Source organism: Mycobacterium seoulense (assembly GCF_010731595.1).
In the GTDB taxonomy this organism is placed as follows: Bacteria; Actinomycetota; Actinomycetes; order Mycobacteriales; family Mycobacteriaceae; genus Mycobacterium; species Mycobacterium seoulense.
Map to the genome: position 1 here is coordinate 712,183 of NZ_AP022582.1, position 21,784 is coordinate 733,966.

Annotated in this window: 22 protein-coding genes; 14 read left to right on the forward strand and 8 right to left on the reverse strand. The window is 68.4% G+C overall.

Annotated features, from left to right (window positions below):
* Positions 1–78 precede the first annotated feature (78 nt).
* The 5 genes from G6N37_RS03595 to G6N37_RS03615 are packed head-to-tail and all read left to right on the forward strand — an operon-like array spanning position 79 to position 4,115.
* Entirely contained in the window at positions 79–1,047 is a 969-nt protein-coding gene (locus G6N37_RS03595) for a Rieske 2Fe-2S domain-containing protein (protein WP_163676000.1), read from the forward strand.
* Entirely contained in the window at positions 1,044–1,529 is a 486-nt protein-coding gene (locus G6N37_RS03600; protein WP_163676003.1) for a hemerythrin domain-containing protein, read from the forward strand. Before G6N37_RS03595 ends, G6N37_RS03600 begins: the two co-directional genes overlap by 4 nt.
* Positions 1,530–1,580: 51 nt before the next feature.
* The gene (gene pcaH / locus G6N37_RS03605) at positions 1,581–2,336 is read left to right on the forward strand and encodes a protocatechuate 3,4-dioxygenase subunit beta (RefSeq protein WP_163676006.1); all 756 of its coding nucleotides are present in this window, start codon (positions 1,581–1,583) and stop codon (positions 2,334–2,336) included.
* Positions 2,329–2,892: a protocatechuate 3,4-dioxygenase subunit alpha gene (gene pcaG, locus G6N37_RS03610; protein WP_163676008.1), complete on the forward strand. Its 564-nt coding sequence runs from the start codon at positions 2,329–2,331 to the stop codon at positions 2,890–2,892. Before pcaH ends, pcaG begins: the two co-directional genes overlap by 8 nt.
* Positions 2,889–4,115 (forward strand): lyase family protein, encoded by a 1,227-nt coding sequence (locus G6N37_RS03615; RefSeq protein WP_163676011.1) that lies wholly within the window; start codon positions 2,889–2,891, stop codon positions 4,113–4,115. The genes pcaG and G6N37_RS03615 overlap by 4 nt, the downstream gene beginning before the upstream one ends.
* On the opposite strand, the gene G6N37_RS03620 is transcribed toward G6N37_RS03615, so the two are convergent.
* Positions 4,106–4,753 carry a TetR/AcrR family transcriptional regulator gene (locus G6N37_RS03620; protein ID WP_163676016.1) on the reverse strand — a complete coding sequence of 216 codons (648 nt, stop codon included), beginning with the start codon at positions 4,751–4,753 and terminating at the stop codon, positions 4,106–4,108. The two genes, G6N37_RS03615 and G6N37_RS03620, sit on opposite strands and share 10 nt — an antisense overlap.
* Before the next feature lie 256 nt (positions 4,754–5,009).
* Between G6N37_RS03620 and G6N37_RS03625 the strand changes: the two genes are divergently transcribed.
* Positions 5,010–5,291, forward strand: a complete 282-nt coding sequence (locus G6N37_RS03625; RefSeq protein ID WP_163676018.1) for a DUF1876 domain-containing protein — start codon at positions 5,010–5,012, stop codon at positions 5,289–5,291.
* Between the two features lie 28 nt (positions 5,292–5,319).
* Entirely contained in the window at positions 5,320–6,123 is an 804-nt protein-coding gene (locus G6N37_RS03630) for a ribosome hibernation promotion factor (RefSeq protein WP_163676020.1), read from the forward strand.
* Positions 6,124–6,209: 86 nt separating this feature from the next.
* Here G6N37_RS03630 and G6N37_RS03635 read toward each other — a convergent pair whose 3' ends face one another.
* Positions 6,210–7,529, reverse strand: a complete 1,320-nt coding sequence (locus G6N37_RS03635; protein ID WP_163676023.1) for a phosphoribosyltransferase — start codon at positions 7,527–7,529, stop codon at positions 6,210–6,212.
* 10 nt (positions 7,530–7,539) lie between these two features.
* Positions 7,540–8,664, reverse strand: coding sequence for an Rv2629 family ribosome hibernation factor (locus G6N37_RS03640; RefSeq protein WP_163676026.1), 1,125 nt, complete (start codon positions 8,662–8,664; stop codon positions 7,540–7,542).
* A 213-nt stretch (positions 8,665–8,877) separates the two neighbouring features.
* On the opposite strand from G6N37_RS03640, the gene G6N37_RS03645 reads away from it, so the two are divergent.
* The gene (locus G6N37_RS03645) at positions 8,878–9,906 is read left to right on the forward strand and encodes a YncE family protein (protein ID WP_163676029.1); all 1,029 of its coding nucleotides are present in this window, start codon (positions 8,878–8,880) and stop codon (positions 9,904–9,906) included.
* Positions 9,907–9,963: 57 nt separating this feature from the next.
* Here the strand turns inward: G6N37_RS03645 and G6N37_RS03650 are convergent, their stop codons facing one another.
* Both G6N37_RS03650 and G6N37_RS03655 read right to left on the reverse strand, forming a co-directional pair.
* The gene (locus tag G6N37_RS03650; protein ID WP_163676033.1) at positions 9,964–11,802 is read right to left on the reverse strand and encodes an AMP-dependent synthetase/ligase; all 1,839 of its coding nucleotides are present in this window, start codon (positions 11,800–11,802) and stop codon (positions 9,964–9,966) included.
* A gap of 152 nt (positions 11,803–11,954) precedes the next feature.
* The gene (locus tag G6N37_RS03655; protein WP_083173250.1) at positions 11,955–12,218 is read right to left on the reverse strand and encodes a hypothetical protein; all 264 of its coding nucleotides are present in this window, start codon (positions 12,216–12,218) and stop codon (positions 11,955–11,957) included.
* A gap of 329 nt (positions 12,219–12,547) precedes the next feature.
* Between G6N37_RS03655 and G6N37_RS03660 the strand changes: the two genes are divergently transcribed.
* The 4 genes from G6N37_RS03660 to G6N37_RS03675 all read left to right on the forward strand — a co-directional run bounded on the left by G6N37_RS03660 (position 12,548) and on the right by G6N37_RS03675 (position 18,149).
* Positions 12,548–13,528, forward strand: coding sequence for a GNAT family N-acetyltransferase (locus G6N37_RS03660; protein ID WP_167527358.1), 981 nt, complete (start codon positions 12,548–12,550; stop codon positions 13,526–13,528).
* A gap of 124 nt (positions 13,529–13,652) precedes the next feature.
* Positions 13,653–14,906: an alpha/beta hydrolase family protein gene (locus G6N37_RS03665; protein WP_232075262.1), complete on the forward strand. Its 1,254-nt coding sequence runs from the start codon at positions 13,653–13,655 to the stop codon at positions 14,904–14,906.
* Between the two features lie 15 nt (positions 14,907–14,921).
* Positions 14,922–16,319 carry a wax ester/triacylglycerol synthase family O-acyltransferase gene (locus tag G6N37_RS03670; RefSeq protein WP_163676039.1) on the forward strand — a complete coding sequence of 466 codons (1,398 nt, stop codon included), beginning with the start codon at positions 14,922–14,924 and terminating at the stop codon, positions 16,317–16,319.
* Between the two features lie 108 nt (positions 16,320–16,427).
* Positions 16,428–18,149 carry an HAD hydrolase family protein gene (locus G6N37_RS03675; protein WP_232075263.1) on the forward strand — a complete coding sequence of 574 codons (1,722 nt, stop codon included), beginning with the start codon at positions 16,428–16,430 and terminating at the stop codon, positions 18,147–18,149.
* 27 nt (positions 18,150–18,176) lie between these two features.
* Here the strand turns inward: G6N37_RS03675 and G6N37_RS03680 are convergent, their stop codons facing one another.
* Positions 18,177–18,392 carry a hypothetical protein gene (locus tag G6N37_RS03680; RefSeq protein WP_174813904.1) on the reverse strand — a complete coding sequence of 72 codons (216 nt, stop codon included), beginning with the start codon at positions 18,390–18,392 and terminating at the stop codon, positions 18,177–18,179.
* 196 nt (positions 18,393–18,588) lie between these two features.
* Complete coding sequence (locus tag G6N37_RS03685) at positions 18,589–19,020, reverse strand: Hsp20/alpha crystallin family protein (RefSeq protein WP_163676047.1); 432 nt, start codon at positions 19,018–19,020, stop codon at positions 18,589–18,591.
* Between the two features lie 311 nt (positions 19,021–19,331).
* Here G6N37_RS03685 and G6N37_RS03690 point away from each other — a divergent pair, with 311 nt between their 5' ends.
* Entirely contained in the window at positions 19,332–20,492 is a 1,161-nt protein-coding gene (locus tag G6N37_RS03690; protein WP_163676061.1) for a site-2 protease family protein, read from the forward strand.
* Between the two features lie 16 nt (positions 20,493–20,508).
* On the opposite strand, the gene G6N37_RS03695 is transcribed toward G6N37_RS03690, so the two are convergent.
* Complete coding sequence (locus tag G6N37_RS03695; protein ID WP_163676064.1) at positions 20,509–21,330, reverse strand: class I SAM-dependent methyltransferase; 822 nt, start codon at positions 21,328–21,330, stop codon at positions 20,509–20,511.
* A 94-nt stretch (positions 21,331–21,424) separates the two neighbouring features.
* Between G6N37_RS03695 and fdxA the strand changes: the two genes are divergently transcribed.
* The gene (fdxA, locus tag G6N37_RS03700) at positions 21,425–21,781 is read left to right on the forward strand and encodes a ferredoxin (RefSeq protein ID WP_163676067.1); all 357 of its coding nucleotides are present in this window, start codon (positions 21,425–21,427) and stop codon (positions 21,779–21,781) included.
* The last annotated feature ends 3 nt before the right edge of the window (positions 21,782–21,784 follow it).

Sequence of the window (21,784 nt, forward strand, 5' to 3'; positions counted from 1 at the left end):
CGGAAATTCCAGGCGTAAAACGCTCGATTTTGCGTGCGTTGTCATACTCTGGCAACGCAGCTGAGGAAGGACTGGTCAATGGCTGCTCGGTCACCGGATGGTCGATTGCAAAAGCTCGGATCGCGCGTGGTGTCCGCTCTCGGGCGTCAGGAGTGGCTGGATCGGCCGAGCTACCGGTTCGAACATCTGTTGAGCTTCGCGTTCAACGGCCTGGGCGGTGCGCGCAACACCGTCACCAACGCCCTGCACGGTGGGTGGCTCGGCCACCCGGTTCACCCCCCGCTGGCGTCGCTGACGAGCGGCGCGCTGGGTACCACCGTCGCGCTCGACGTCCTCAGCCTGCTGCCGGGCCGGCCCGCCACCGAGGTGCGCGACGCGTCGAAGTTCGCGGCCCGCGCCCTCGGGGTGGGGATCCTGGCCAGCATCGGGTCGGCCGTCACCGGCGTCACCGATTGGCAGCACACCCATGAATCCGACCGCCGGGTCGGCGCCGTCCACGGCCTGGTGAACCTGGCCGCCACGGCCCTCTACGCGCAGTCGTGGTGGGACCGCCGCCGGGGCCGCCACGGCCGCGGGATCGTCCTCACCGCACTGGGTTACGGCATCACCGTCGCGGGCAGCTACCTCGGCGGCGCGCTGGTGTTCGAGTCCGGCATCGGCATCGACCAGTCGGGCGCGCGGCTGCGCACCACCCAATGGACGCCCGTGCTGCCCGCGAGCTCGCTGAACGGCAAGCCGGTGCGGGTCGAGGTCGACGGGGTGGGCCTGGTGGTGTGCCAGACCAATCCCGGGGAGGTCGCGGCGTTCGGGGAGTTGTGCCCACACCTGGCGGCTCCCATGGCCGACGGCTGGGTCGACCGGGGCCGGCTCGTATGCCCTTGGCACGGTTCATGGTTCGCGGCCGAGTCGGGTGACGTGCTGCGCGGCCCGGCGGCGGCCCCGCTGCCCTGCTACCAGGCGAGATTGGTCAACGGAATGGTCGAGGTTCGAGGCGAGCCCGAGCCCGCGCTCGGCGCGACGGCGATCGGAGAAGGGGGAGGCAAGTGAACGCCTACGACGTGCTGAAAGAACATCACATCGTGATCAAGGGGCTGGGCCGCAAGGTCAGCGAGGCGCCGGTGAACAGCGAAGAGCGGCATGCCCTTTTCGACGACATGCTGATCGAACTCGACATCCACTTCCGCATCGAGGACGACCTCTACTACCCGGCCCTCAAGGACGCCACCAAGCTGATCGCGGTCGCCCACGCGGAGCACCGCCAGGTGATCGACCAGCTCTCCGTGCTGCTCAAGACCCCGCAGAGCGCGCCGGGTTACGAGGACGAATGGAACTCCTTCAAGACGGTGCTGGAGGCCCACGCCGACGAAGAGGAGCGCGACCTGATTCCGGCTCCCCCCGAGGTGAAGATCACCGAGGCGGAGCTCGAGGAGCTCGGCAACAAGATGGCCGCGAAAATGGAGCAATACCGCGGGTCGGCCCTGTACAAGATGCGCACCAAGGGGCGGGCGGCACTGGTGCGCTCCCTGTAAGCGCGCCGACCTGCCGGGTCCGCCCGGCCGGCGAGAGTAGCGTCACGGCTCATGAGCCCCGACCGTGTCGCGTCTCAGGGTGACATCACGGCCGAGATCGCCGCCATCGCAGCCCGATACCGGGGGCGCGAAGCCCGGCCCCGGCTGGACTACCCGCCCTACCGCGCCACCATCCTGCGCCATCCCGAACACGCGCTGGTGCCGGTCGATCCCGAGGAGGTCGAACGCTGGGCGCCGTGCTTCGGCCACCACGAGGTCGACCCGCTCGACGCCGACCTGACGGCCGGCCATCCGGGCCAGCCGCTGGGGGAACGTGTCATCGTCGCCGGCCGGGTGGTCGACGGATCGGGCAGGCCCGTGGCCGGCCAGCTCCTCGAGGTCTGGCAAGCCAACGCCGGCGGCCGCTACCGCCACCAGCGCGACCAGCACCCCGCCCCGCTCGACCCCAACTTCACCGGCGCGGGCCGGTGCCTGACCGGGCCGGACGGCTCGTACCGGTTCGTGACCATCAAGCCCGGCCCGTATCCGTGGCGCAATCACCACAACGCGTGGCGCCCTGCGCACATCCACTTCTCCGTCTTCGGGGCGGCTTTCCCCGAGCGCCTGGTCACTCAGATGTACTTCCCGGGCGACCCGTTGTTCGATTTGGACCCGATCTTTCAGTCGGTCCTGGACCCCGCCGCGCGCCGACGGCTGATCGCCCGCTACGACCACGACCTCACCGAGCCGCAGTACGCGACCGGGTATCGGTGGGACATCGTGCTGTCCGGTGCCGCCCGAACTCCGCTCGAGGACGACGATGACTGAATGTATGTGCACCCCAGGGCAAACGGTCGGGCCATTCCTCGACCTCGGGTTGCCGTATCCAGGGGACAGCGCGCTGGCCGGCGATGACGATCCGCGCGCCGTGCGCCTGCACGGCACGGTCTACGACGGCGCCGGCGAAGGCGTACCGGACGGCCTGGTCGAGCTGTGGCAACCCGACGGCGCCGGCCGCGTCCCGCGGCAGGCCGGTTCGCTGCGCCGAGATGCCACAACGTTCACGGGGTGGGGGCGGTGTGCGACCGACGCCGCGGGTCATTACGGCTTCACCACCGTGGCGCCCGGTGCGGCGAGCGCCGGGCGGCCGCCGTTCTTCGCCCTCACCGTGTTCGCGCGGGGCCTGCTGGACCGGCTGTTCACCCGCGCCTACCTGCCCGGCGGCGACACGGGCGCCGACCCGCTGCTGGCGAGCCTGGACGCCGAGCGCCGCGCCACCCTGCTGTGCGTCACCCAAAGCGATTGCCGGGATTATCGTTTCGACATCCACCTGCAGGGTCCGCGCGAGACCGTGTTCCTGGCGTACCGGGGCGGTGGGCGATGACCAACCTGTTGTGGCCCGGAGACCATCGGGCCCGAGACCACATGACGGATCGGGCCCTGCTGGAATCGATGGTCGCGGTGGAGTCCGCCTGGCTGGATGCCCTCGTCGCCGGGGGCCTGGCCCCACCCGAGTGCGCCGGGGCGGACCTGCCAATGCTGTTGACCGCCAACGACTGCGAAGCCCTGGCGGCCGCCGCCGAGGACGGCGGCAACCCGGTCATCGGCCTCGTCGGCCTGCTGCGGCAGCGGGCCGCGCCGGCTGTTGCGCCGTGGATCCATCGCGGTCTCACCAGCCAGGACGTCCTGGACACCGGCCTGATGCTGGGCGTGCGGGAGGTCGTGGGGGAGCTGACCGCACAGCTTCGGGGCCAGGCATCGACGCTGAGCGAGCTCGCCACCCTGCACCGGGTGACGCCGATGGTGGCGCGCACCCTGACCCAGCACGCGGCGCCCACCACGTTCGGGGCGAAGGTGGCCGGCTGGCTGAACGGCGTCGTCGATGCCTTCGAGGGGTTGGCTGCGGTGGTCTGCCCCATCCAGATCGGGGGGGCCGCCGGGACATTGGCCGCCAGCACGGAGTTGGCGGCGCTGCTCACCGGCGGCGCCGACCCCGCCGCGACCGCGGCTAGCCTAACGTACAGCACTGCAACGTCTTTGGGCTTGGCGCCCCGATCGCCCTGGCACACGGCGCGGATGCCGGTCACCGCGGCCGCCGACGCGTTTGTCGGCTGCACCGACTCCTGGGGCCGGATCGCCTCCGACGTCCTCACCCTGGGCCGCCCGGAGATCGGCGAACTGAGCGAACCGGGCGGCGAGCATCGCGGGGGTTCGTCGTCGATGCCACACAAACGAAACCCGGTGTTGTCCATCCTCATTCGCCGGGCCGCCCTGTCCGCGCCGCAGCTGGCGGCGACCCTGCACACGGCCGCGGCGCTGGCCAATGACGAGCGGCCCGACGGGGCCTGGCACGCCGAATGGGACACGTTGCGCACGCTGGCACGGCGCGCCGTCGTCGCCGGATCCCAATGCGGCGAGCTGCTCGCGGGCTTGGCGGTGCACGCCGAGCGAATGTCGGTGAACCTCGACGCGGCGGACGTTCTGGGCGAACAGGAAGCGATCGCCGAGCTGGCGGGGCAGCCACCGTCGCCGACCTACCTCGGTGCGGTCGACCGACTGATCGACGCGAGCGTGGATCGCGCCCGGCGGGCGCTCGCTCAGCGCTGATAAATGCTGGCCAGCCAGATGTGCAGCAACGTGTCGATCGCCCGGTCCTCCGGCATCGCCTCGTCGTCGGCGGTGAACGTCGCGGCCATCACCCGCTCGCTGAGCATGTTGAGCGCGACCGACAGCTGCTCCGCAGGGATGGTGTCGGGGGCGGCGCCGCGGCCGCGTTCGGCCTTGATGGCCGCCGTGGTCAGCGAGATCCACCGCTGCATGAGCGTGGACCACAACTGCCGCACCTCGGGGTTGGTCGCCTTCGCCGAGGCGCCGGCCACGGCGACCGCCGGATGAGAGCCCGACACCTCGAAGAACGCCTCGATGCGCGCCCGCCACAGCTCCGCGGGGTCGCCGGACGAGATGCCCCCGAGCGTCCTGAGAGCCGCATGCGCCTTGCCGTTCATCTGGTCGAGCAGCGACAGCAACACCGCGTTCTTGGATCGGAAATAGAAGTAGAAGGTGGGACGCGAAATCCCGGCGCCCTTTGCTAGGTCGTCCACGGAAAAGTCGGCGAGCGGCCGCTCCTGCAGCAGGCGCTCGGCCGTGGCGAGAATCGCCTGTTCGCGGTCGTCGCCCGAATGAGGCGACGACCGACGGCCCCGCGAGGCATGCAGGTACTTGGTCTGTGTCGGGAGGTCGGACACGCCCGCTACTGTTGGGCACGCCGATATACGCGACCGAAACTGTTGATTAAGCCCAGCAATAATGTCGATTAAGTCGGCGCATTCTTCGTAGCCATCCGCACGTTTGCTGCCCGTTCTTCAGCGGTGCGCCCGGCCCCGAGGTGCGGCCGACGAACGACCTCGCGATTCGGGACTTCCGCCCCTACTCCGGCCCATGTGCGAAATGGTCGCATCAAGAGCGCCGGCGAAACGACCGGCAACACGAGGAGATCTGGCGATGACGAAGAGCGACGACGGCACCAAACAATGCCACGTCGACGTGCTGGTCGAAGAGCGCGACGAGAAGACCCGGGCGAAGGCGCGACTGTCCTGGGCGGGCAAGACCCTCGTGGGCGTTGGCCTGGCGCGACTCGACCCGGCCGACCCGCCCGTCGCCACGATCGGCGACGAGCTGGCGATCGCCCGCGCGCTGTCGGACCTGGCGAACCAGCTGTTCGCTGCGACCTCCACCGATATCCAAGCCAGTACGCACGAACCCATTACGGGTCTGCATCACTGAGCGACGGCGACGAAATACGAAAGTGACCATGAGACAACGCCCCGATTTACCGGCCGCCCTCGATGTCCAGATAACGACACACGGTCAATTGCCCGGCGCCGAGGATTACGCACGGACGAAGATCGGTGAGCTCGGACACCTCACCCACGAGCCGGTGCTGCACGCCCACGTCAGGTTGAGCGAGCACGGCGACCCGGCGGTGGCTCGCCGGGTGGTCGCACAGGCCAGCCTCGACGTCAACGGCCGCCCGGTGCGTGCGCAGGTCGAAGGCGTCACCGCGCGGGAGGCGATCGACCGACTCGAGGCGCGACTGCGTCGCCAACTGGAGCGCGCCGCCGAACACTGGGAAGCCAAACGAGGCGGCGTGCCCCGCCGCGGTCCGCATGAATGGCGGCACGAAACCGAGCCGACGCACCGGCCGAAGTACTTCCCGCGGCCGGAAAGCGAACGCCGAATCATGCGGCACAAGTCGTACAGCCTGCCGACCTGCACGGTGGAGCAGGCCGCGCAGGAGATGGAACAGCTCGACTACGACTTCCACCTCTTCACCGAGCAGGGCACGCGGCAGGACAGCGTGCTCTATCGCGAAGGTCCGGCCGGATACCGCCTGGCGCAAGTCAATCCGGCTGGCACGGACGAGCTGGCGCCGTCCGGGTTGCGCCTGACGATCAGTGCCCAGCCGGCACCGCGGCTGGACGTCGAGCAGGCCATCGAGCGGATCGGCTTGCTCGGGCTGCCATTCCTGTTCTTCGTAGACACCGCCCGTGACCGTGGCAGCGTGCTCTATCACCGCTACGACGGACACTACGGGCTGATCGCACCGGCAAGCTGAACACCGATAGGCCAACTGAATCCGCGGCGGTCCCGGCATCCCCCCGTCCGGGACCGCCGCCCCAATCTTCGCGCGTGTGAACGGATTCAGCGCTCGAGGTGCGCGAGGTGGTCGATGAACCACTCGCGCGCGAGCACAGCCACTTGCGCGAGGGTGCCCGTTTCCTCGAAGAGGTGGGTGGCGCCCGGCACCACGGCGACCTCACACTCGACCGGGATCGCCGCCTGGGCCTGCCGGTTGAGCGCCAGCACCATCTCGTCGCGGCCGCCCACGATCAACAATGTCGGGGCGTGCACGTAGCGCAGTGCGTCGCCGGCCAGATCGGGCCGGCCGCCGCGCGAGACGACCGCCGCGACCTTGACCCCGGGATGGGCGGCCGCGGCCAGCGCCGCGCCCGCTCCGGTGCTGGCACCGAAGTAACCGACCGGCAGCGCGGCGGTGTCGGGCTGGCCGGCCAGCCAGCCCGTCACGTCGACCAGGCGACCGGCGAGCAGCGCGATGTCGAATACGTTGGCGCGGTTGCGTTCTTCCTCGGGGGTGAGGAGGTCGAAGAGCACCGTGGCGAAGCCGGCGTTGTTGAGCACCTCGGCGACGAAGCGATTGCGCGGACTGTGCCTGCTGCTGCCGCTGCCGTGTGCGAATACCACGACGCCCTTCGGGTGCTCGGGAATGGTCAGGTGCCCGGCCACCGAAACAGAGCCGGCCGGCACCCAGATTTCCTCGTCGCGCAGCGGGGGATCGTCGGTGTCGGCGGCGGGAACTCCGAAATCGTTTCGGGCGCTCTCGAGCAAGGCAACCACCTCGTCATCCGAGGTCTGAGCGAAGTGGCGGTATCCCTGGCCGACGGCGAGATACGGCGCCGGCGTTTCCAGGCAGACCACCTCGTCGGCGTATTGCGCGAACTGCTGGGCGGTCTCGGCTGCCGCGATGGGAACGGCCAACACCACCCTGCTGGCCCCCTCGGCGCGCGCTACCTGGCAGGCGGCCTTCGCGGTGGCGCCGGTCGCGATACCGTCGTCGACGATCAGCGCGATCCGGCCGAGCAGCGGAATCGGTTGGCGGGCACCGCGGAAGCGCTCCGACCGCCGTCGCAGCTCGGCCAGCTCCTGGGCCTCGACCGCAGCCATCTCCTGGTGGGTCAGCCGCGCCTCGCGAACCACGGTGTCGCTGTACACCCGCACCCCGCCATCTCCGACGGCGCCGAAGGCGAGTTCGCGGTGGTAAGGCACTCCCAGCTTGCGGACCATCAGCACATCGAGGGGCGCCCGCAGCGCCTTGGCGACCTCGAAGGCCACCGGAACTCCGCCGCGCGGCAGGCCGAGCACGACCACATCTTGGCCGCGCAAATGCCCTACACGCGAAGCCAATTGGCGTCCCGCGTCGGTGCGGTCGATGAATCGCCTCATGGTGAGCTCCCTAGGATCGGCGACCGGCGAGCCTGTCGGTCGCGACATACCGCAGCAACGCGCCGGCCCCGGCCTCGGGCGCGATCCGGTTGTCGGCCCGCACCAAGGAGGCGCCGACCGCGATCGCGCAGAACGGCAACGCCTCGTCGGCCCGGGTCACCCGTTCCACCGGTTCGCCCAGCTCGGACAGGGCATCGGCATCGGGAGCGATCGTGGTCAGCTCCTTTCCGGTAACCACGGTGGCGTCGCCCAGGTCGCCGACGATCAGCGTGTCGACGTTCCCGTCGCGCAGCGCCGCACACACGGCGGCCAGGCCGCCGGCTGCCAGCCCGGAACCGCGGCCCTGCTCCGCTTCGAATCGCTCGACGGCACTGGTTATTTCGGCGCTTCGACGGCGTTCGAACTCCGCGGCGGTCAGTTCGCCGATCTCGTTCGGGTCGATACCGGTCTTGCGGGCGGCGGCGTGCAGCTGCGCGACCCGTGCGGCCACCCGCTCCGGAAGCTCGGCCGTCACATCCGCGAGCGAACGCACCTGCCCGCACAGGAACACCACCTCGGGGTTCGCCTCGTCCACCAGCCGGGTGAGCTCGTCTGCGACCGCGCGGCAGTTCATCCGGATCGCCTCCTCGGTGGTGTGCTGGAGGTCGCCATACCCGTTCCAACCGGCCGAGACCGGCTTATGCACGGGGTAGCCGCCGCCGTCCACGGTCTTCGCGGTGACGGCGCCCCCCTGATGGAGGCTGATGTCCGCCCCGGCGTGATCGACCGCGGCGAACACGTACGTCGGGTGCTGCACCTGCATGCCGATCAACGGCACGACATACGGGTAATCCGAAAGGCGCACCGCCGTGGCCGGCGGTGGGGCGACCAGGTGCTCGTTGACCAGCACTTGATCGCTCGTCGCGATCACGGCGCGGCCCCGCCGACCGACGGCGGGCCGATGGTGCAGCACGGCCTGCTCGAGCGTGCCCAGGAGCTTCGCGCCGGCGCCCATATCCTCGAGTTGCCTGCGGATGTCGCCCCATTTCACTTCGAGCTGCTCGGCGGCGTCCAAAGTGTCGTGTGAGTCGTCGAAGTACACCGAGGCGAAGGGGCCTTGCGCCTTCGCCAGCCCCTTGAGGCGATCTGAGTGCATGCCGTCCCTCCACTGGTTGCGTCGTCGTTTGCCGTTCGCCCAACCGTATGAATCGCGACGGTGACGCGACGAGAGTCGTTGGCCCTCGGCTGCGGGTCTAAGGTCCCGGCCTCGCGGGGGCGGGGGGTCGACGGCCCCGTCCCGGACCGAAGCGGTCGTTTAGAGGACTTTCTTCCCTACTTCGTCGCCGCCGGCATGCCAACGATGGGACGGGTGGAACGACGAACCGGGGGATCCGTCATCGCACGGGTGACACTCGACGACCGGCTGCACGACCTCACTGCCAACCCGGGCAATTCGGTTGCCTACGCGGCGCTGAGTGACTCGGTCGCGTTCATCGGGAGCCATCACGAGGTCCTGTGCGTGATCCCGGCCGGCGGGCATCCGAGGGCTCTGACCATCGGCGCCGACGGAAGCCGGCTGTACACCGTCAACCACGGCGACTCGGTCTCGGTGATCGACATATCCGACCACCGCGTTGGGGTCATTCCCGGCGCGTGCTGCGTCCAGCAGGTCGACACCCCGGACGGGGCACTGATCTACGCAGCGGGCAATGCCACGAATCGTGGGCGAGTGTGGGTGCTCGGTGAGGGGACCGCCGCCGGCGTCGCCGTGGCCGGGTTCGACGGCCGCTCCGTCACCGGCTTCGCGGCAGACTCGCAACGCCGACGCTTGTACGTGGGGCTGTGCCGGCGCAGCGATTACCACCACCAGTACGACGCCGGTTCGCTCGCCGTCATCGACACCGCAACAGATGTGGTGATCCGTACCGTCGGCCTGATCGGCGCGCCCGACACCATCACCGTCGGCGGATCGATGGTGTACGCGACCCATTACGACCATTCCTGCGTCTCGGCGATCGACCTGTCGTCCTTTGACGTCACGTTAATCCGCTTGGGCGACAGTCCGATTGAGGCGCAAATCACGCCAGACGGCTTACAGGCGTATGTGATAAGCAGCGGTTCGTTGTCGGTGATCGACACCGTCGCCGGCGAAGCGGAGCGAATCCCGGTCGGGGACCTGCCGCGCTGCGTGCGGATCAGTCCGAGCGGCAAATACGCCTACGTGAGCCACTTCGGGGCAGGCAGTGTGTCGATCGTCGACACCATCGCCCAATGCGTGACCGACACCATCGACGTCGACGGTCATCCCGAAGCGCTGGCGGTGAGCGCCGACGGCGACCGGCTCTACGTCGGCGACTACTGGTCGGGAACCGTCACCGTCCTGTCGGTCCAGCCTTAGCTTTTCACCGCCGGGGTCCGGCGAATGAAGCTGCGGCGGAACGAAAGACGCTTCCTCTCACCCGTACAGGGCGTCGAGACTGTCGGCGAATTTTTCGATCACCACTTTGCGGCGCAGCTTCATGCTGGGCGTCAGATCGCCCGACTCGATGCTGAATTCGCGGTCGGCGATGGTGAACTTCTTGATCTGTTCCCAGCGGTTCAGTTCGTCGTTCAGGGCGTCGATGTATCCGGCGATCAGCTCGTGTGTCTTGACGTCACGCGCGATCTCGGCGAACGACTTGCCCGCCAGACCGTTCTTGTCGGCCCAGTCGGTGATCGCCTCGGTGTCGAGGCTGACCAGGGCGACACAGTAGGGCTTGCCCTCCCCATAGACGACGATCTCGCTCACGTACGGGCAACGGCCCTTGAACCGCGCGTCGATCGCTGAGGGCGCCACGTATTTGCCTTGCGAGGTCTTGAACATGTCCTTCTTGCGGTCGGTGATCCGCAGGAACCCGTCGGGGTCGATTTGTCCGATGTCGCCCGTGTGGAACCACCCGTCCCCGTCGAGTGCCTCGGCGGTGGCGTCCGGCAGGTCGTGGTAGGCGGTCATCAGACCCGGCCCCCTGAGCAGGATCTCGCCGTCGTCGGCGATCTTCACATCGGTGGCGGGGAACGGCCGGCCGACCGTCCCGAACCGGTACGCGTGGGGGCGGTTGATGAACGACGCGGCGGCCGTCTCGGTCAGCCCGTAGCCCTCGAGCACGATGATGCCGACCGCGTCGAACCATTGCGCGACGTCGCGGTCGAGGGCCGCGGCCGCGGAGACGAAGAACCGCAGGCGTCCGCCGAACCGCTCCCGGATCGTGGTGAACACCAGGCGGTCGGCGACCTTGTAGGACAGTGACGACACCAACGAGGGCTTCTTGCCGGCCTGCCGGGCCTGCGACACCTTCAAACCGACCCCGATTGCCCAATCGAAGATCATTTTTTTGACCCGGCCCTGCTCGGCGACCATGTCCTGGATGCGCGCGTGCGCCTTCTCGAAGATGCGCGGTGCCGCTCCCATGATGGTCGGCCGCAGCGCCGCGAGGTTGTCGATGATCCTCTCCACGCGGCCGTCGATGGCGGTGGGGAAGCCGATCTGCAGGGGCAACGCGAGCATCACCTTGCCGAACGCGTGCGCCAGCGGCAGCCAGAGGAAGTTCAGGTCGTCGGGGCCGAGGATGCCCAGCGAATCGATGGCCGCCGCGGTGTAGGTCCACGCCCCGTGCGTCAACCGCACACCTTTGGGACGCCCGGTGGTCCCCGAGGTGTAGATGAGGCTGGCCAGCTGGTCGGGGCCGACGGCGGCGATGCGCTCGTTGACGGCGTCGGGCGAGTCCGCGAGCAGTTGCTTGCCCAGCAGGTCCAGATCGGCAAGGGAGATCACCCAGTCGCCGTCGCCGTTGCCGTCGATCATGACGACCTTGCTCACATCGGGCAGTTCGGCCCTGTGCTCGAGCAGCTTGTCCAGCTGAGTCTGGTTTTCGGCGACCACCACCCGGCTGCCCGAGTTGGCGACGATGTAGGCGACGTCGGTCGCGTTGGTCGTCGGGTACACCGTGGTGGTCGCGGCGCCCGCGCACATGATCGCGAAATCGACGAGCACCCACTCGTAACGCGTCGCGGACGCGAGCGCGACCCGATCCTCATGCGCGATCCCCAGCGAGATCAGGCCCGCGGCGAGGTTGTTGACGCGTTCGCCGACTTGCTGCCAGGTCACGCTCGCCCAGGTGTGGTCTTGTGGGTAGCGAAACGCCTCCGCCTGCGGGGTGGCGGCGACCCGGTTGACGAACATCTGCGCGACCGAGGGCGCGCGGTTCTCGATCTTGCGGAAATCGGGCCTCTCCATCGAGGCGAGTGATGCTTTCATGATTCGAATCCATTGCTGCCGAACGGATACCGATGCCGTAGTGCACCGGTATAACGTTCGATCCTGCGGAGCGCGGTGACCCGGCGATAGAGACGAAAGTCACGTCAAGATCGACAAACGTCCCGGCGCCTTGCCTGCCGGCTCGCCGGCCGTCAGTCGGCCAGGGCTATCTCGATGGACAAACACTCGCCGAGGGCGTGCGCCGCGGGCCAGTCCCCGCCTCGGACGGCGCGTTCGAGGTCGTCAACCAACGGGCTGTGGGCACCGAGCTCGGCCAGCCAAGCGGATACGGTGGCGGGAATCTGATTGGCGGGCACGCGGGCGACATGTCCCTCGTGTAGGCGATCGGTCAGCTGATAGATCGCGGCCGTGGGCTTACGCTGAGGCCAATGCTGCCGCCACTTCGCTGTATTCATGTTCCCTCCCCATTAGCCTTAACGATCCATCCGACCATTCCCGAAGGTCCGGCCGTAGAGGCCAAGAGCACGATTACCGAAAGGCTTTGGTCACTTCCGACCTGCCGAAGTCCCAGTCCGGCAGGGTCTTTTGTCACTGCGGTCACCTACTTACTTCTCCGGCGATGCCGGTGCCGGTCGCGTACCGTACATCGGGGAGGGTGCATCGTCACGTTACTCGTTTCAATGCCCCCGGATTCCGAAACCGGCGAGATGACCGCATTAGCAATGGATTCGCAATCGGGGCGTGACTCGGGTCGGTGTCTGAGAGTGACGGGTGGGCCGGTGTGATGTCTGTCAGTGCGGAGGAGCTCGCGGCGGTGCCCGTGTTCGCCGACATCCCGGCCGACGACCTCGCGGGGTTGGCCGCCCTGCTCGAGCCCCTGCACGCCGCCGCCGGCGAGGTGCTGATGCGGCAGGGGGAACCAGCGCAGTCATTCGCGATCATCGCGTCCGGTTCGGTCATGGTCGGGCACGTCGGCCCGAAGGGACAGGTCACCACCACCGAGCTGTCGTGCGCGACGATCGTCGGCGAGATCGCGTTGCTGCGCCATGCGACCAGAAACGCGACCGTGACCGCGCGGAGTGAGGTGTCGGGCTACACCGGATACAGCGCCGCCTTCGACGCCATGCTGGCCATGCCGGCCATCGCCGACCGGATGCTGCGTACCGCGCGGCAGCGGCTGGCCGCCTACATCGTCCCCATCCCGGTATCGACGAAAGACGGTGCCGTGCTGTCGCTGCGTCCCGTCCTGCCGGGCGACGCTGAGCGGTTCAAGAGCAGTGGTTCCTTCTCCCGGGAGACGCTGTACCGGCGGTACCAGGGCGGCACTCCGACCGATGCCCGGCTGACCTACCTGTTCGAGGTCGACTATGTCGACCACTTCGTCTGGGTCGTCACCGACGGCGTGGCGGGGCCGGTCGTCGCGGATGCCCGATTCATCCGGGATCAAGACGATCCCGCCTCGGCGGAGGTTGCGCTCACCGTGGCGGACGGCTACCAGGGCCGCGGGATCGGCACGATGCTGCTCTGTGCGCTGGCGGTCGCGGCGCGCGTCGACGGCATCAAGCGGTTCCACGCCCGCGTGCTGGCAGACAACCCGCCCGCGCGCGCGTTGGGCGACAAGGTGGACGCGTGCTGGGCGCACGAGGAACCGGGCGTGGTGACCACCACGGGGGTGATCCCACGCTTTCGTGATCTGCCCCTCCGTCGCGGCATGTATCAGCAGATCCGGCAGGTGGCCCGCCAGGTGATCCATGCACTCGACTAGGGCGGCGCACCGAACTGCCAGCGCCTGGGGCCACGCCCCCGGCTTGCCGGCCAAGGACTTTCGCGGGCGCGGCCGGGCCGTTAGGCCCTAACACGCGGATTTGCCCGCCTGCTAGCTTGCCACCATGGCGGTACCGACCCACGACGGCGATTCCCGGCGCCACGCCCCTTTGCCATTGAGCTCGCCGGGGGGCGTCGGCCTGGGCGGCGCCGTCAAACCGTTCACCAGCACCGGTCGATACCTCGCCGAGTCGTGGCGCGACTATCTCAGCCAGGCGCCTGACGAGCTTCCGATCGCGCGACCCACCCTCGCCCTGGCGGCGCAGGCGTTCCGCGACGAAGTCGTCCTGATGGGCCTCAAGGCGCGACGACCGGTCAGCCGGCCCGAGGAGTTCGAGCGCATCACGAGCGAGGTGGTCGCGGGGCTCGAGTTCTACGGCGATCGCGGTTGGCTCGACCACCCGAAGAGATTTTTCGGTGCCCCGCCGCCGCTCACGGACGTCACGATCCGAGGGGTCAAGAAGGGCAGGCGTTCCTTCTACCGCATGGTCTTCGAGAGCGGATACCTGCCGCGGCCGGGTGAACCGGGCGGGGACCGGTGGATGAGCTACAGCGCGAACAACCGCGAGTACGCCCTGTTGCTCCGCCACCCCCAACCACGGCCCTGGCTGGTGTGCGTGCACGGAACCGAAATGGGCAGAGCCGCTTTGGATCTCGCCCTGTTCCGGGCCTGGCGGTTACACGAGGATCTCGGCTTGAACGTCGTGATGCCCGTGCTCCCGATGCATGGTCCCAGGGCCAGGAATCTCCCCAGGGGCGCGGTGTTTCCGGGGGAGGACGTCCTCGACGACGTGCACGCGACGGGGCAGGCGGTGTGGGACATCCGCCGGTTGTTGTCCTGGATACGCCGGCAAGAGCCGGAATCGCTGATCGGGTTGAACGGCCTGTCGCTGGGCGGCTACATCACCGCCCTGGTCGCCAGCCTCGAACCCGGGCTGACCTGCGCGATCCTCGGTGTCCCGGTGGCCGACCTGGTCGGCCTGCTGAGTCGGCACTCCGGGCTTGGCCCCGACGATCCCCGCCGTCAGACGATCGAACTCGCCGAGCCGATCGGACGGATGACGTCGCCCCTGTCGCTCGCGCCGCTCGTGCCCATGCCGGGCCGCTTCATCTACGCCGGACTCGCCGATCAGGTGGTGCATCCACGGGAACAGGTGGTCCGGCTCTGGGAACACTGGGGCAAACCCGAAATCGTTTGGTACCGCGGCGGTCACACCGGCTTCTTCCGCGCGCGACCGGTACAGCGGTTCGTCGAGGCGGCGTTGCAGCAGTCGGGCCTGTTGAACGGGGCCGTAGACCAGCGCGACCTCCCCGCTTAGTCGGAGGTTCGAAAGATGCATCCGCTGGATCCGCTGGACGCGGCGATGATGACCGCGGAGTGGGTGTCCAACCCGATGCACGTCGGCGCCGTGCTGGTCCTGTCGCCGCCTGACGACGCCGGGCCCGACTACGTCGACGAACTGCATCGGACGACGCTGGCCGGGAGCGATTCGATCGATCCCCGGCTGAGCAAGTATCCGCACCGCGGTGTGGACACCGGCGGGATGTGGGTCTGGCGACACATGGATCCCGTTGATGTGAGCCGGCATTGCCAGCGCCGCACGGTTTCCGGGGACGGCTTCTGGCCGCTGATTTCCGAGCTGGATGCGCTGGGTCTGGATCGGTCGCGTCCGATGTGGATGTCGTATCTGATCGATGGCCTCGACGGGGGCCGCTTCGCTTTCTATATCAAGGTGCACCACACCGTGGTCGACGGTGTGGCCGGTTTCCGGATGATCACCGATGCGCTGAGCGACGACCCGGAACTTCGGTCGATGCCGCCGTTCTACGCCGACTGCCGTCACGAGACGCCCGGGTCGCCGGCGACGGGCGGGCTGGTGACTCGGTTGCTGTCGCCGCTGCGGTCGGTGACCGGCGCGGCCGCATCGAGTGCGGGGTTGATCGGGCGGGTGGCCACCGGGGAAATCGCGACGGTGCTGGACGCCCTGGTCGGCCACACCACCGCCCTGCCCCTGGGAGCGCCCTACACCCGGTTCAACGACCGCCTGGGCCCCGAGCGCGCGGTGGCCGCGGGCAGCTGGGCAAGCGATCGCATCCAAGCCGTCCGGCGGGCGGCCGGCGTGACCGTCAACGATGTGCTCACGGCAATGGCAGCCGGTGTTGTGCGGCGCTGGTTGCGCGACCGCGGGGAACTGCCCAAGCGGCCGCTGGTGGCCGCGTGCCCCATCACGGTGCGAGACCCCGATCACGACGCCCCAAACGATCAGCACGCCAACAAGTTCGGGCTGTGGATGTGCCCATTGGGCACCGACCTGGACGACCCACTGGCCCGGCTCGGCGTGATCCATCGCTCAATGTCGGAGGGAAAGCACTGGGTGGCCAAACGGGGCGCGGCGGCGTCACTGTTGACGAACGCCGGGAGCATCGCCGCGACGGCGATCGGCCCGCTGCTGCCGTTCACGCCGAAAATCCGGACCGGGTACAACCTGCCGATCTCGCACGTGCGCGGCCCGGGGGCCGAGATGTATTGGAACGGTGCGCGTATCGAGGAGATGTACCCGGTGTCCACGGTCTACGACGGCCACGGACTCAACATCACCACATGCTCCTACGCCGACCGGGTCGGATTCGGCTACGCCGCGGGCCGCGACGTGGTTCCCGATATCGAGTCGCTGATACCGCTGACCGAGCAGTGTCTGACCGAACTCGAGGACGCCCTGGGCGCCGGCTGACACGCGGCACCGTGATACGGCGAGGCCGCTCGTCAATGCCCATGGGGACGAACGGCCCTAGAGCGTCGCCGCCGCGGACCATACATTGAGCATCGGACATATCTGGGGATGTCCCGCACACGCATTCCGGCCTCAGTTCCGCGAGTACAGGTGGGTAGGGCTGTGACGTTTTTCAAGGTGGTCGCAGCCGACTTCGACGGCACCCTGACGTCGAGCGGCAAACTGGACCCAGAGGTCCTGCGGGCGATCGACCAGGCACGAAGCGACGGCCTGACGATCGTGGTGGCCACCGGTCGCATCGGGGCCGAGTTGCACGCCGAGTTCCCCCAGTTGGCCGAGCACGTCGACGCGCTGATACTCGAGAACGGCGCGGTGCTGTGGTTCGACGGACAGACAGAGGCGCTGGCGCCGCCGGTGGGTCCGGACCTTGATGAAGCGCTCGCCAAGCGGGCAATCCCGTACCGGCGGGGCGAGGTGTTGGTGGCTGTCGACGGTAAACACCAGGCGGCCGTCGCCGAGGTGATCGGTGAGCTGGGAATGGACTACCAGCAGATACGAAATCGGGCCGCGCTGATGGTGCTGCCGGCAGGCATCACCAAGGGAACCGGGTTGACCGCATTCTTGGAGAAGGTCAATCTGTCCCCACACAACACCGTGGCCGTGGGCGACGCCGAGAACGATTTGTCATTACTGGCGGTGGCCGAGGTGGGTGCGGCCGTGTCAGACGCGGTCCGATCGCTTCGGCGATCGGCCGATGTGGTCTTGGACGAGCCGGGTGGAGCCGGCGTGGTTGGACTACTGGCCGGACCGTATCTTTCTGGGGCAGAACGTCTTTGCCCGCCGCGGCACTGGCTGGAGATCGGAGCGTTCGAGGACGGAAGCCCAACCAGGTTGCCGGGCAGCCAGGCACGCATCCTGGTCGGCGGGCCGGCCGCGTCCGGAAAGAGCTACCTCGTCGGTCTGATGGCGGAGCGATGGATCTCGGCCGGCTATTGCGTTCTCGTCATCGACCCCGAAGGCGACCATCTGCAGCTGCAGCAACTCGGCCACGTGCAGGTCGCCGACGGCGGCCTCCACCCGCCGGAACCGGCCGAGCTTGTCAACGCGCTGCGTCCGAACGCCGGCATGGTGGTGGATCTGTCGGGACTGGCCGAACCGACCAAGACCGACTACGTGCATCGGCTGCGGTCGACCGCTGAGGCGCACCGCGAACAGTACGGGTTCCCGCACTGGGTGATCTACGACGAGGCCCATCTGCTGGGCTACGCGGAAGAAGCTCATTGGGCACGCCGCGGCGGTTATGTGTTGTGCTCATTCGCCCCCGCAGCATTGCCCGCCCACGAGGCCGACAGCAGTGACGTCGTGCTGGCGCTCACGTCCTCCGACACGGCGACAGACCTCGCCTCGCGGCGCCGCGCCACCATACGATTCGGCTCGGGACCGCCTCGCGAGTTCACCATCGGGGAACGCCATACCAGGCACGTGCGGCACCGCCACAAATACGCCGATATTCACCTGCCGGCGGAGCGGCGGTTCTACTTCCACGCCACCGGGCTGCCCACCGCTGCGGCCGCGACGATGCATGACTTCTCGGTCGCGTTGCGTCATCTCGACCAACAAGCGCTCGAATACCATCTCGAACGCGGCGACTTCTCCCGTTGGCTGGAAGGCACCATCGCGGATAAAGAGCTCGCGGCGCGGGTGGCCGCCTGGGAGGACGACCTAAAGGCCCGTCGCGCCGCCGATCTGGAACGCATCCGCCGGCAACTCGTGGAAGCTGTCGAGAAACGCTATCTTCCGTCCGAAGAAGGCCAGGAAGAACGCCGCTGAGTCAACATTCCGCGTCGAGCGGAGCGGTCAGCCTCGCGCCAGCCGGGATGCGCGGCCCACGTGGGCCATGATGCGTTCCAACACGGTATTGGTCAGATCGCCGTCGTCGGCGACGCGAGACAGGCCGCGGCGCCGCAGGAACGTGTCCAGGCGTCGATCGGGGGACCAGTCGGCATAAATCGGGCCGAGATACCGCGACTGCAGGAATTCCGAAGCCAGGGCGTCCACGTCAGAGTCGGTCAACAACGTCGTCGGGCCACCACCCATAGCCGTGATGCTCCTTCGTTCAGCCGCAAATCGCAACAGCAAAATTACGTCAGACGACGCCATTATTGCGTTACGCCCGGATTGCGGATAGGGCCCAAAGTCATTACCGGTCTTTTGTCCGCAGTCGGCACGCGGGCCCGGGCGCCGATGCCCGGGCCCGCGCTCGCGCCGGCTATTCGGCGGCGACTTTTACGTGCTTCTCCTCGGGCGCGGGTTCCGAAACCGGAACGGAGACAGTCAGAATGCCTTTGTCGTACGTGGCCTTGATGTCGTCTTCGTTCGCGTTGGACGGCAGCGTCACGGTGCGGACAAATGAACCGTAGGTGAATTCCGATCGACCGTCGAATTCCTTTTTCTCGCTGCGCTCGGCCTTGATGGTGAGCTGGCCGTCGCGGACGGTGATATCGACGTCCTTGGCCGGGTCGATGCCGGGGATCTCGGCGCGCACCTCGTAACGGCCGTCAACCGTCTCGTCCTCCAACCGCATGAGCCGGGTGTCGAACATCGGACGGATTCCGGCGAACGCCGGGAACGCCGAGAGGAATTCCGAGAACTCGGGGAACAGCATGTGCGGCTTCTGCGTCGCGGGCAGTGCGGTGGTCATGGTCGTCTCCTGGGATGTTTCTTGCCTTTAGCGGACGTCTTCGATCCGACCACGCGGGTCCGCGCAGGGGTAGGGGCGGAAGTCCTTATCCCGTTCGGGGTGAGGGCATTTGGGCGTACGCACGATCTGTAGGGCCCGACTCCGGGCGGGAAGCCAGTCGTCTCGCGGGTGCGAATTCGCCCGTGTCCAAAGCAGGCCGATCGGCGGCCCGCCGGGGGTCCAACGACCCTAGTGGCGGCCGCGGCGTCGCCCTACCTTCGGACAAGAGGCGGCCGTCCAACCGCCTCGCCTCGACGACTTTGGAGGTTCAGGTGCGCGATGCGATCCCATTGGGGCGGATCGCCGGCTTTCCGGTGAACGTCCACTGGAGCGTGCTGGTCATTCTGTGGTTGTTCACCTGGAGCCTGGCGAGCACGCTGCCGGGCACCGTCAGGGGATATTCGCCCGTCGCCTACTGGGCTGCCGGGGCGTGTGGCGCGCTGGTGCTGTTGGCCTCGCTGGTGGCGCACGAACTCGCGCATGCCGTCGTCGCCCGCCGCGCCGGGGTGGCCGTGGGAAGCGTGACGCTCTGGCTGTTCGGCGGTGTGACGACCCTGGGCGGCGAGGCGAAGACGCCCCGGGCGGCCTTCCGGATCGCGATTGCCGGCCCGGCGACCAGCCTGGCGCTGGCGGCCCTCTTCGGTGGCCTCGTCGCCGCGCTGCAGACGCTGGGCGCCGCCCCCATCGTGGTCGGCGTCGCCTCCTGGTTGGCCGGCATCAACCTGCTGCTTGGCCTGTTCAATCTGTTGCCGGGCGCACCATTGGACGGCGGCAGGGTGCTGCGGGCGTTCCTGTGGCGTCGCCACGGCGACAGCGTGCGCGCCAGCATCGGAGCCGCGCACGCGGGACGGGTGGTCGCGTTCATCCTGATCGGGTTGGGGCTGGCCGAGTTCTTGGTGGGCGGCTTGGTCGGCGGCGTCTGGTTGGCCTTCATCGGCTGGTTCATTTTCGCGGCGAGCCGCGAGGAGGAGACGCGGATATCGACTCAGCAGATGTTTGCCGGGGTGCGCGTGGCCGACGCGATGACGGCTCGGCCGCATACCGCTCCCGGATGGATCACCGTCGACGACTTCGTCCAGCGCTATGTGCTCGGTGATCGCCACTCGGCGTATCCGGTCGTGGACCAGAGCGGGTCGGTTTCGGGGCTGATCACGTTGCGGCAGTTGCGTGACGTCGCGCCCGGGCGGCGTGCCACCACCACCGTCGGCGAGATCGCGCAACCGCTGCACGAGGTGCCGTCCGGCACGCCGCAGGAGCCCCTGACCGCCCTGCTGGAGCGGATGGCGCCCGCCGGTCCGCGCAGTCGTGCCCTGGTGTTCGAGGGCGGCCAGGTGGTCGGCATCGTGACCCCCACCGATGTGGCGAGGCTCATCGAAGTGTACCGGCTCGCCCACCCAGACGACGCGAAACCGGCCTCGGCCCAGCCCATCTAGCGCGCGTCAGTCGAAGTCAGGGTTTGTGGGCGACGATGGCGACGGCGGCCAGCTGCTTGCGGTGCCGGCGGAACGTGCGGCGCATCGTGAGGACCCGCTTGCGGGCATCCCGGTGGATGAGCACATTCCGGGCGAAGCGCAGCGCCCCGAGCAGCCCCTCGTCGGCCACCAGTCGGCGCGGCTGCAGCGGGGCCATCGGGGCCGTCGCGACGTGGTCGACCACCAGCCCGTGGCCGGCCAGCAGCTCCGACCATTCCGCGATCGTCAACGGTCGCGCGTTGACCTTGATCGCGCGGGCCAGCGATTGCCGGATGTCGGTGCTGACCTCCTCCGAGACCGTGTCCGGTGTCAGGGCCAATTCGTGGATCGCGTACCGGCCCCGGGGCCGCAGCAATCGCGACGCCTCGGCGACGATGGCGTGCTTGGCCGCGTCGCCCTGCATGGTCAGCATCGCCTCCCCGATGACGACGTCGGCGCCGGCGTCCGGTAGTCCGGTGGCCGCCGCGTCGGCGACCCGGACGTCGCCGTTCTCGACGCCGAGTTCGGTGAGCACGCCGCGAACCACGTCGGCCGCGTCGGGATCCCCCTCGGCGCCGACATACGACCGTGGCCGGCGGGCCACGATTTCGGTGGCGGTGCGGCCCAGGCCCGGAGCCAGCTCGACCACGTCGGCGTCCGCCACCTCGGCGCGGGTCAGCAGTGCGCGGGTGAGCTCGACGCCCCCGGGGCGAAGTACGCGCTTGCCGAGGCGCGCCAACAGCCAATGGCCCGCCACCGCGTCGTCGGCGCGACTCGCCGCAGGCAGGGGAGGCCGCACCGCGGCCCGTGGCTTGATCATCAAATTGCCTCCGCCGCGGGGTTTTTCAGGAGCTGCCTCACGGGTTCTCCCAACCCTCTCGTTTTTACAAGCGATATTGTGTAAACTCTACCGCATGACCTACGTGATCGGGAAGCCATGCATCGACGTGATGGACCGCGCTTGTGTGGACGAGTGTCCCGTCGACTGCATCTACGAGGGCGGCCGGGCGCTCTACATCCATCCGGACGAATGCGTGGATTGCGGCGCGTGCGAGCCGGTGTGCCCGGTCGACGCCATCTACTACGAAGACGACCTGCCCGGGGAACTCAGGCCGTACCTGGCCGACAATGAGGCGTTCTTCGCCGAAACGCTGCCGGGCCGCGACGTTCCCCTGGGATCTCCGGGTGGGGCGGCCAAGATTGGTCCGCTCGGTGTAGACACGCCTTTGGTGGCCGCTCAGCCGAGGGCCGACCAAGCGGAAGGAGCGTGAGGG

What these genes read in the sequence shown, in the direction of transcription:
- G6N37_RS03595 (WP_163676000.1), top strand. Translation starts at nt 79, where the DNA reads ATGGCTGCTCGGTCACCGGATGGTCGATTGCAAAAGCTCGGATCGCGC.
- pcaH (WP_163676006.1), top strand. Translation starts at nt 1,581, where the DNA reads ATGAGCCCCGACCGTGTCGCGTCTCAGGGTGACATCACGGCCGAGATC.
- pcaG (WP_163676008.1), top strand. Translation starts at nt 2,329, where the DNA reads ATGACTGAATGTATGTGCACCCCAGGGCAAACGGTCGGGCCATTCCTC.
- G6N37_RS03615 (WP_163676011.1), top strand. Translation starts at nt 2,889, where the DNA reads ATGACCAACCTGTTGTGGCCCGGAGACCATCGGGCCCGAGACCACATG.
- G6N37_RS03625 (WP_163676018.1), top strand. Translation starts at nt 5,010, where the DNA reads ATGACGAAGAGCGACGACGGCACCAAACAATGCCACGTCGACGTGCTG.
- G6N37_RS03630 (WP_163676020.1), top strand. Translation starts at nt 5,320, where the DNA reads ATGAGACAACGCCCCGATTTACCGGCCGCCCTCGATGTCCAGATAACG.
- G6N37_RS03635 (WP_163676023.1), bottom strand. Translation starts at nt 7,529, where the DNA reads ATGAGGCGATTCATCGACCGCACCGACGCGGGACGCCAATTGGCTTCG.
- G6N37_RS03640 (WP_163676026.1), bottom strand. Translation starts at nt 8,664, where the DNA reads ATGCACTCAGATCGCCTCAAGGGGCTGGCGAAGGCGCAAGGCCCCTTC.
- G6N37_RS03650 (WP_163676033.1), bottom strand. Translation starts at nt 11,802, where the DNA reads ATGAAAGCATCACTCGCCTCGATGGAGAGGCCCGATTTCCGCAAGATC.
- G6N37_RS03655 (WP_083173250.1), bottom strand. Translation starts at nt 12,218, where the DNA reads ATGAATACAGCGAAGTGGCGGCAGCATTGGCCTCAGCGTAAGCCCACG.
- G6N37_RS03660 (WP_167527358.1), top strand. Translation starts at nt 12,548, where the DNA reads ATGTCTGTCAGTGCGGAGGAGCTCGCGGCGGTGCCCGTGTTCGCCGAC.
- G6N37_RS03665 (WP_232075262.1), top strand. Translation starts at nt 13,653, where the DNA reads ATGGCGGTACCGACCCACGACGGCGATTCCCGGCGCCACGCCCCTTTG.
- G6N37_RS03670 (WP_163676039.1), top strand. Translation starts at nt 14,922, where the DNA reads ATGCATCCGCTGGATCCGCTGGACGCGGCGATGATGACCGCGGAGTGG.
- G6N37_RS03675 (WP_232075263.1), top strand. Translation starts at nt 16,428, where the DNA reads ATGTCCCGCACACGCATTCCGGCCTCAGTTCCGCGAGTACAGGTGGGT.
- G6N37_RS03685 (WP_163676047.1), bottom strand. Translation starts at nt 19,020, where the DNA reads ATGACCACCGCACTGCCCGCGACGCAGAAGCCGCACATGCTGTTCCCC.
- G6N37_RS03695 (WP_163676064.1), bottom strand. Translation starts at nt 21,330, where the DNA reads ATGATCAAGCCACGGGCCGCGGTGCGGCCTCCCCTGCCTGCGGCGAGT.
- fdxA (WP_163676067.1), top strand. Translation starts at nt 21,425, where the DNA reads ATGACCTACGTGATCGGGAAGCCATGCATCGACGTGATGGACCGCGCT.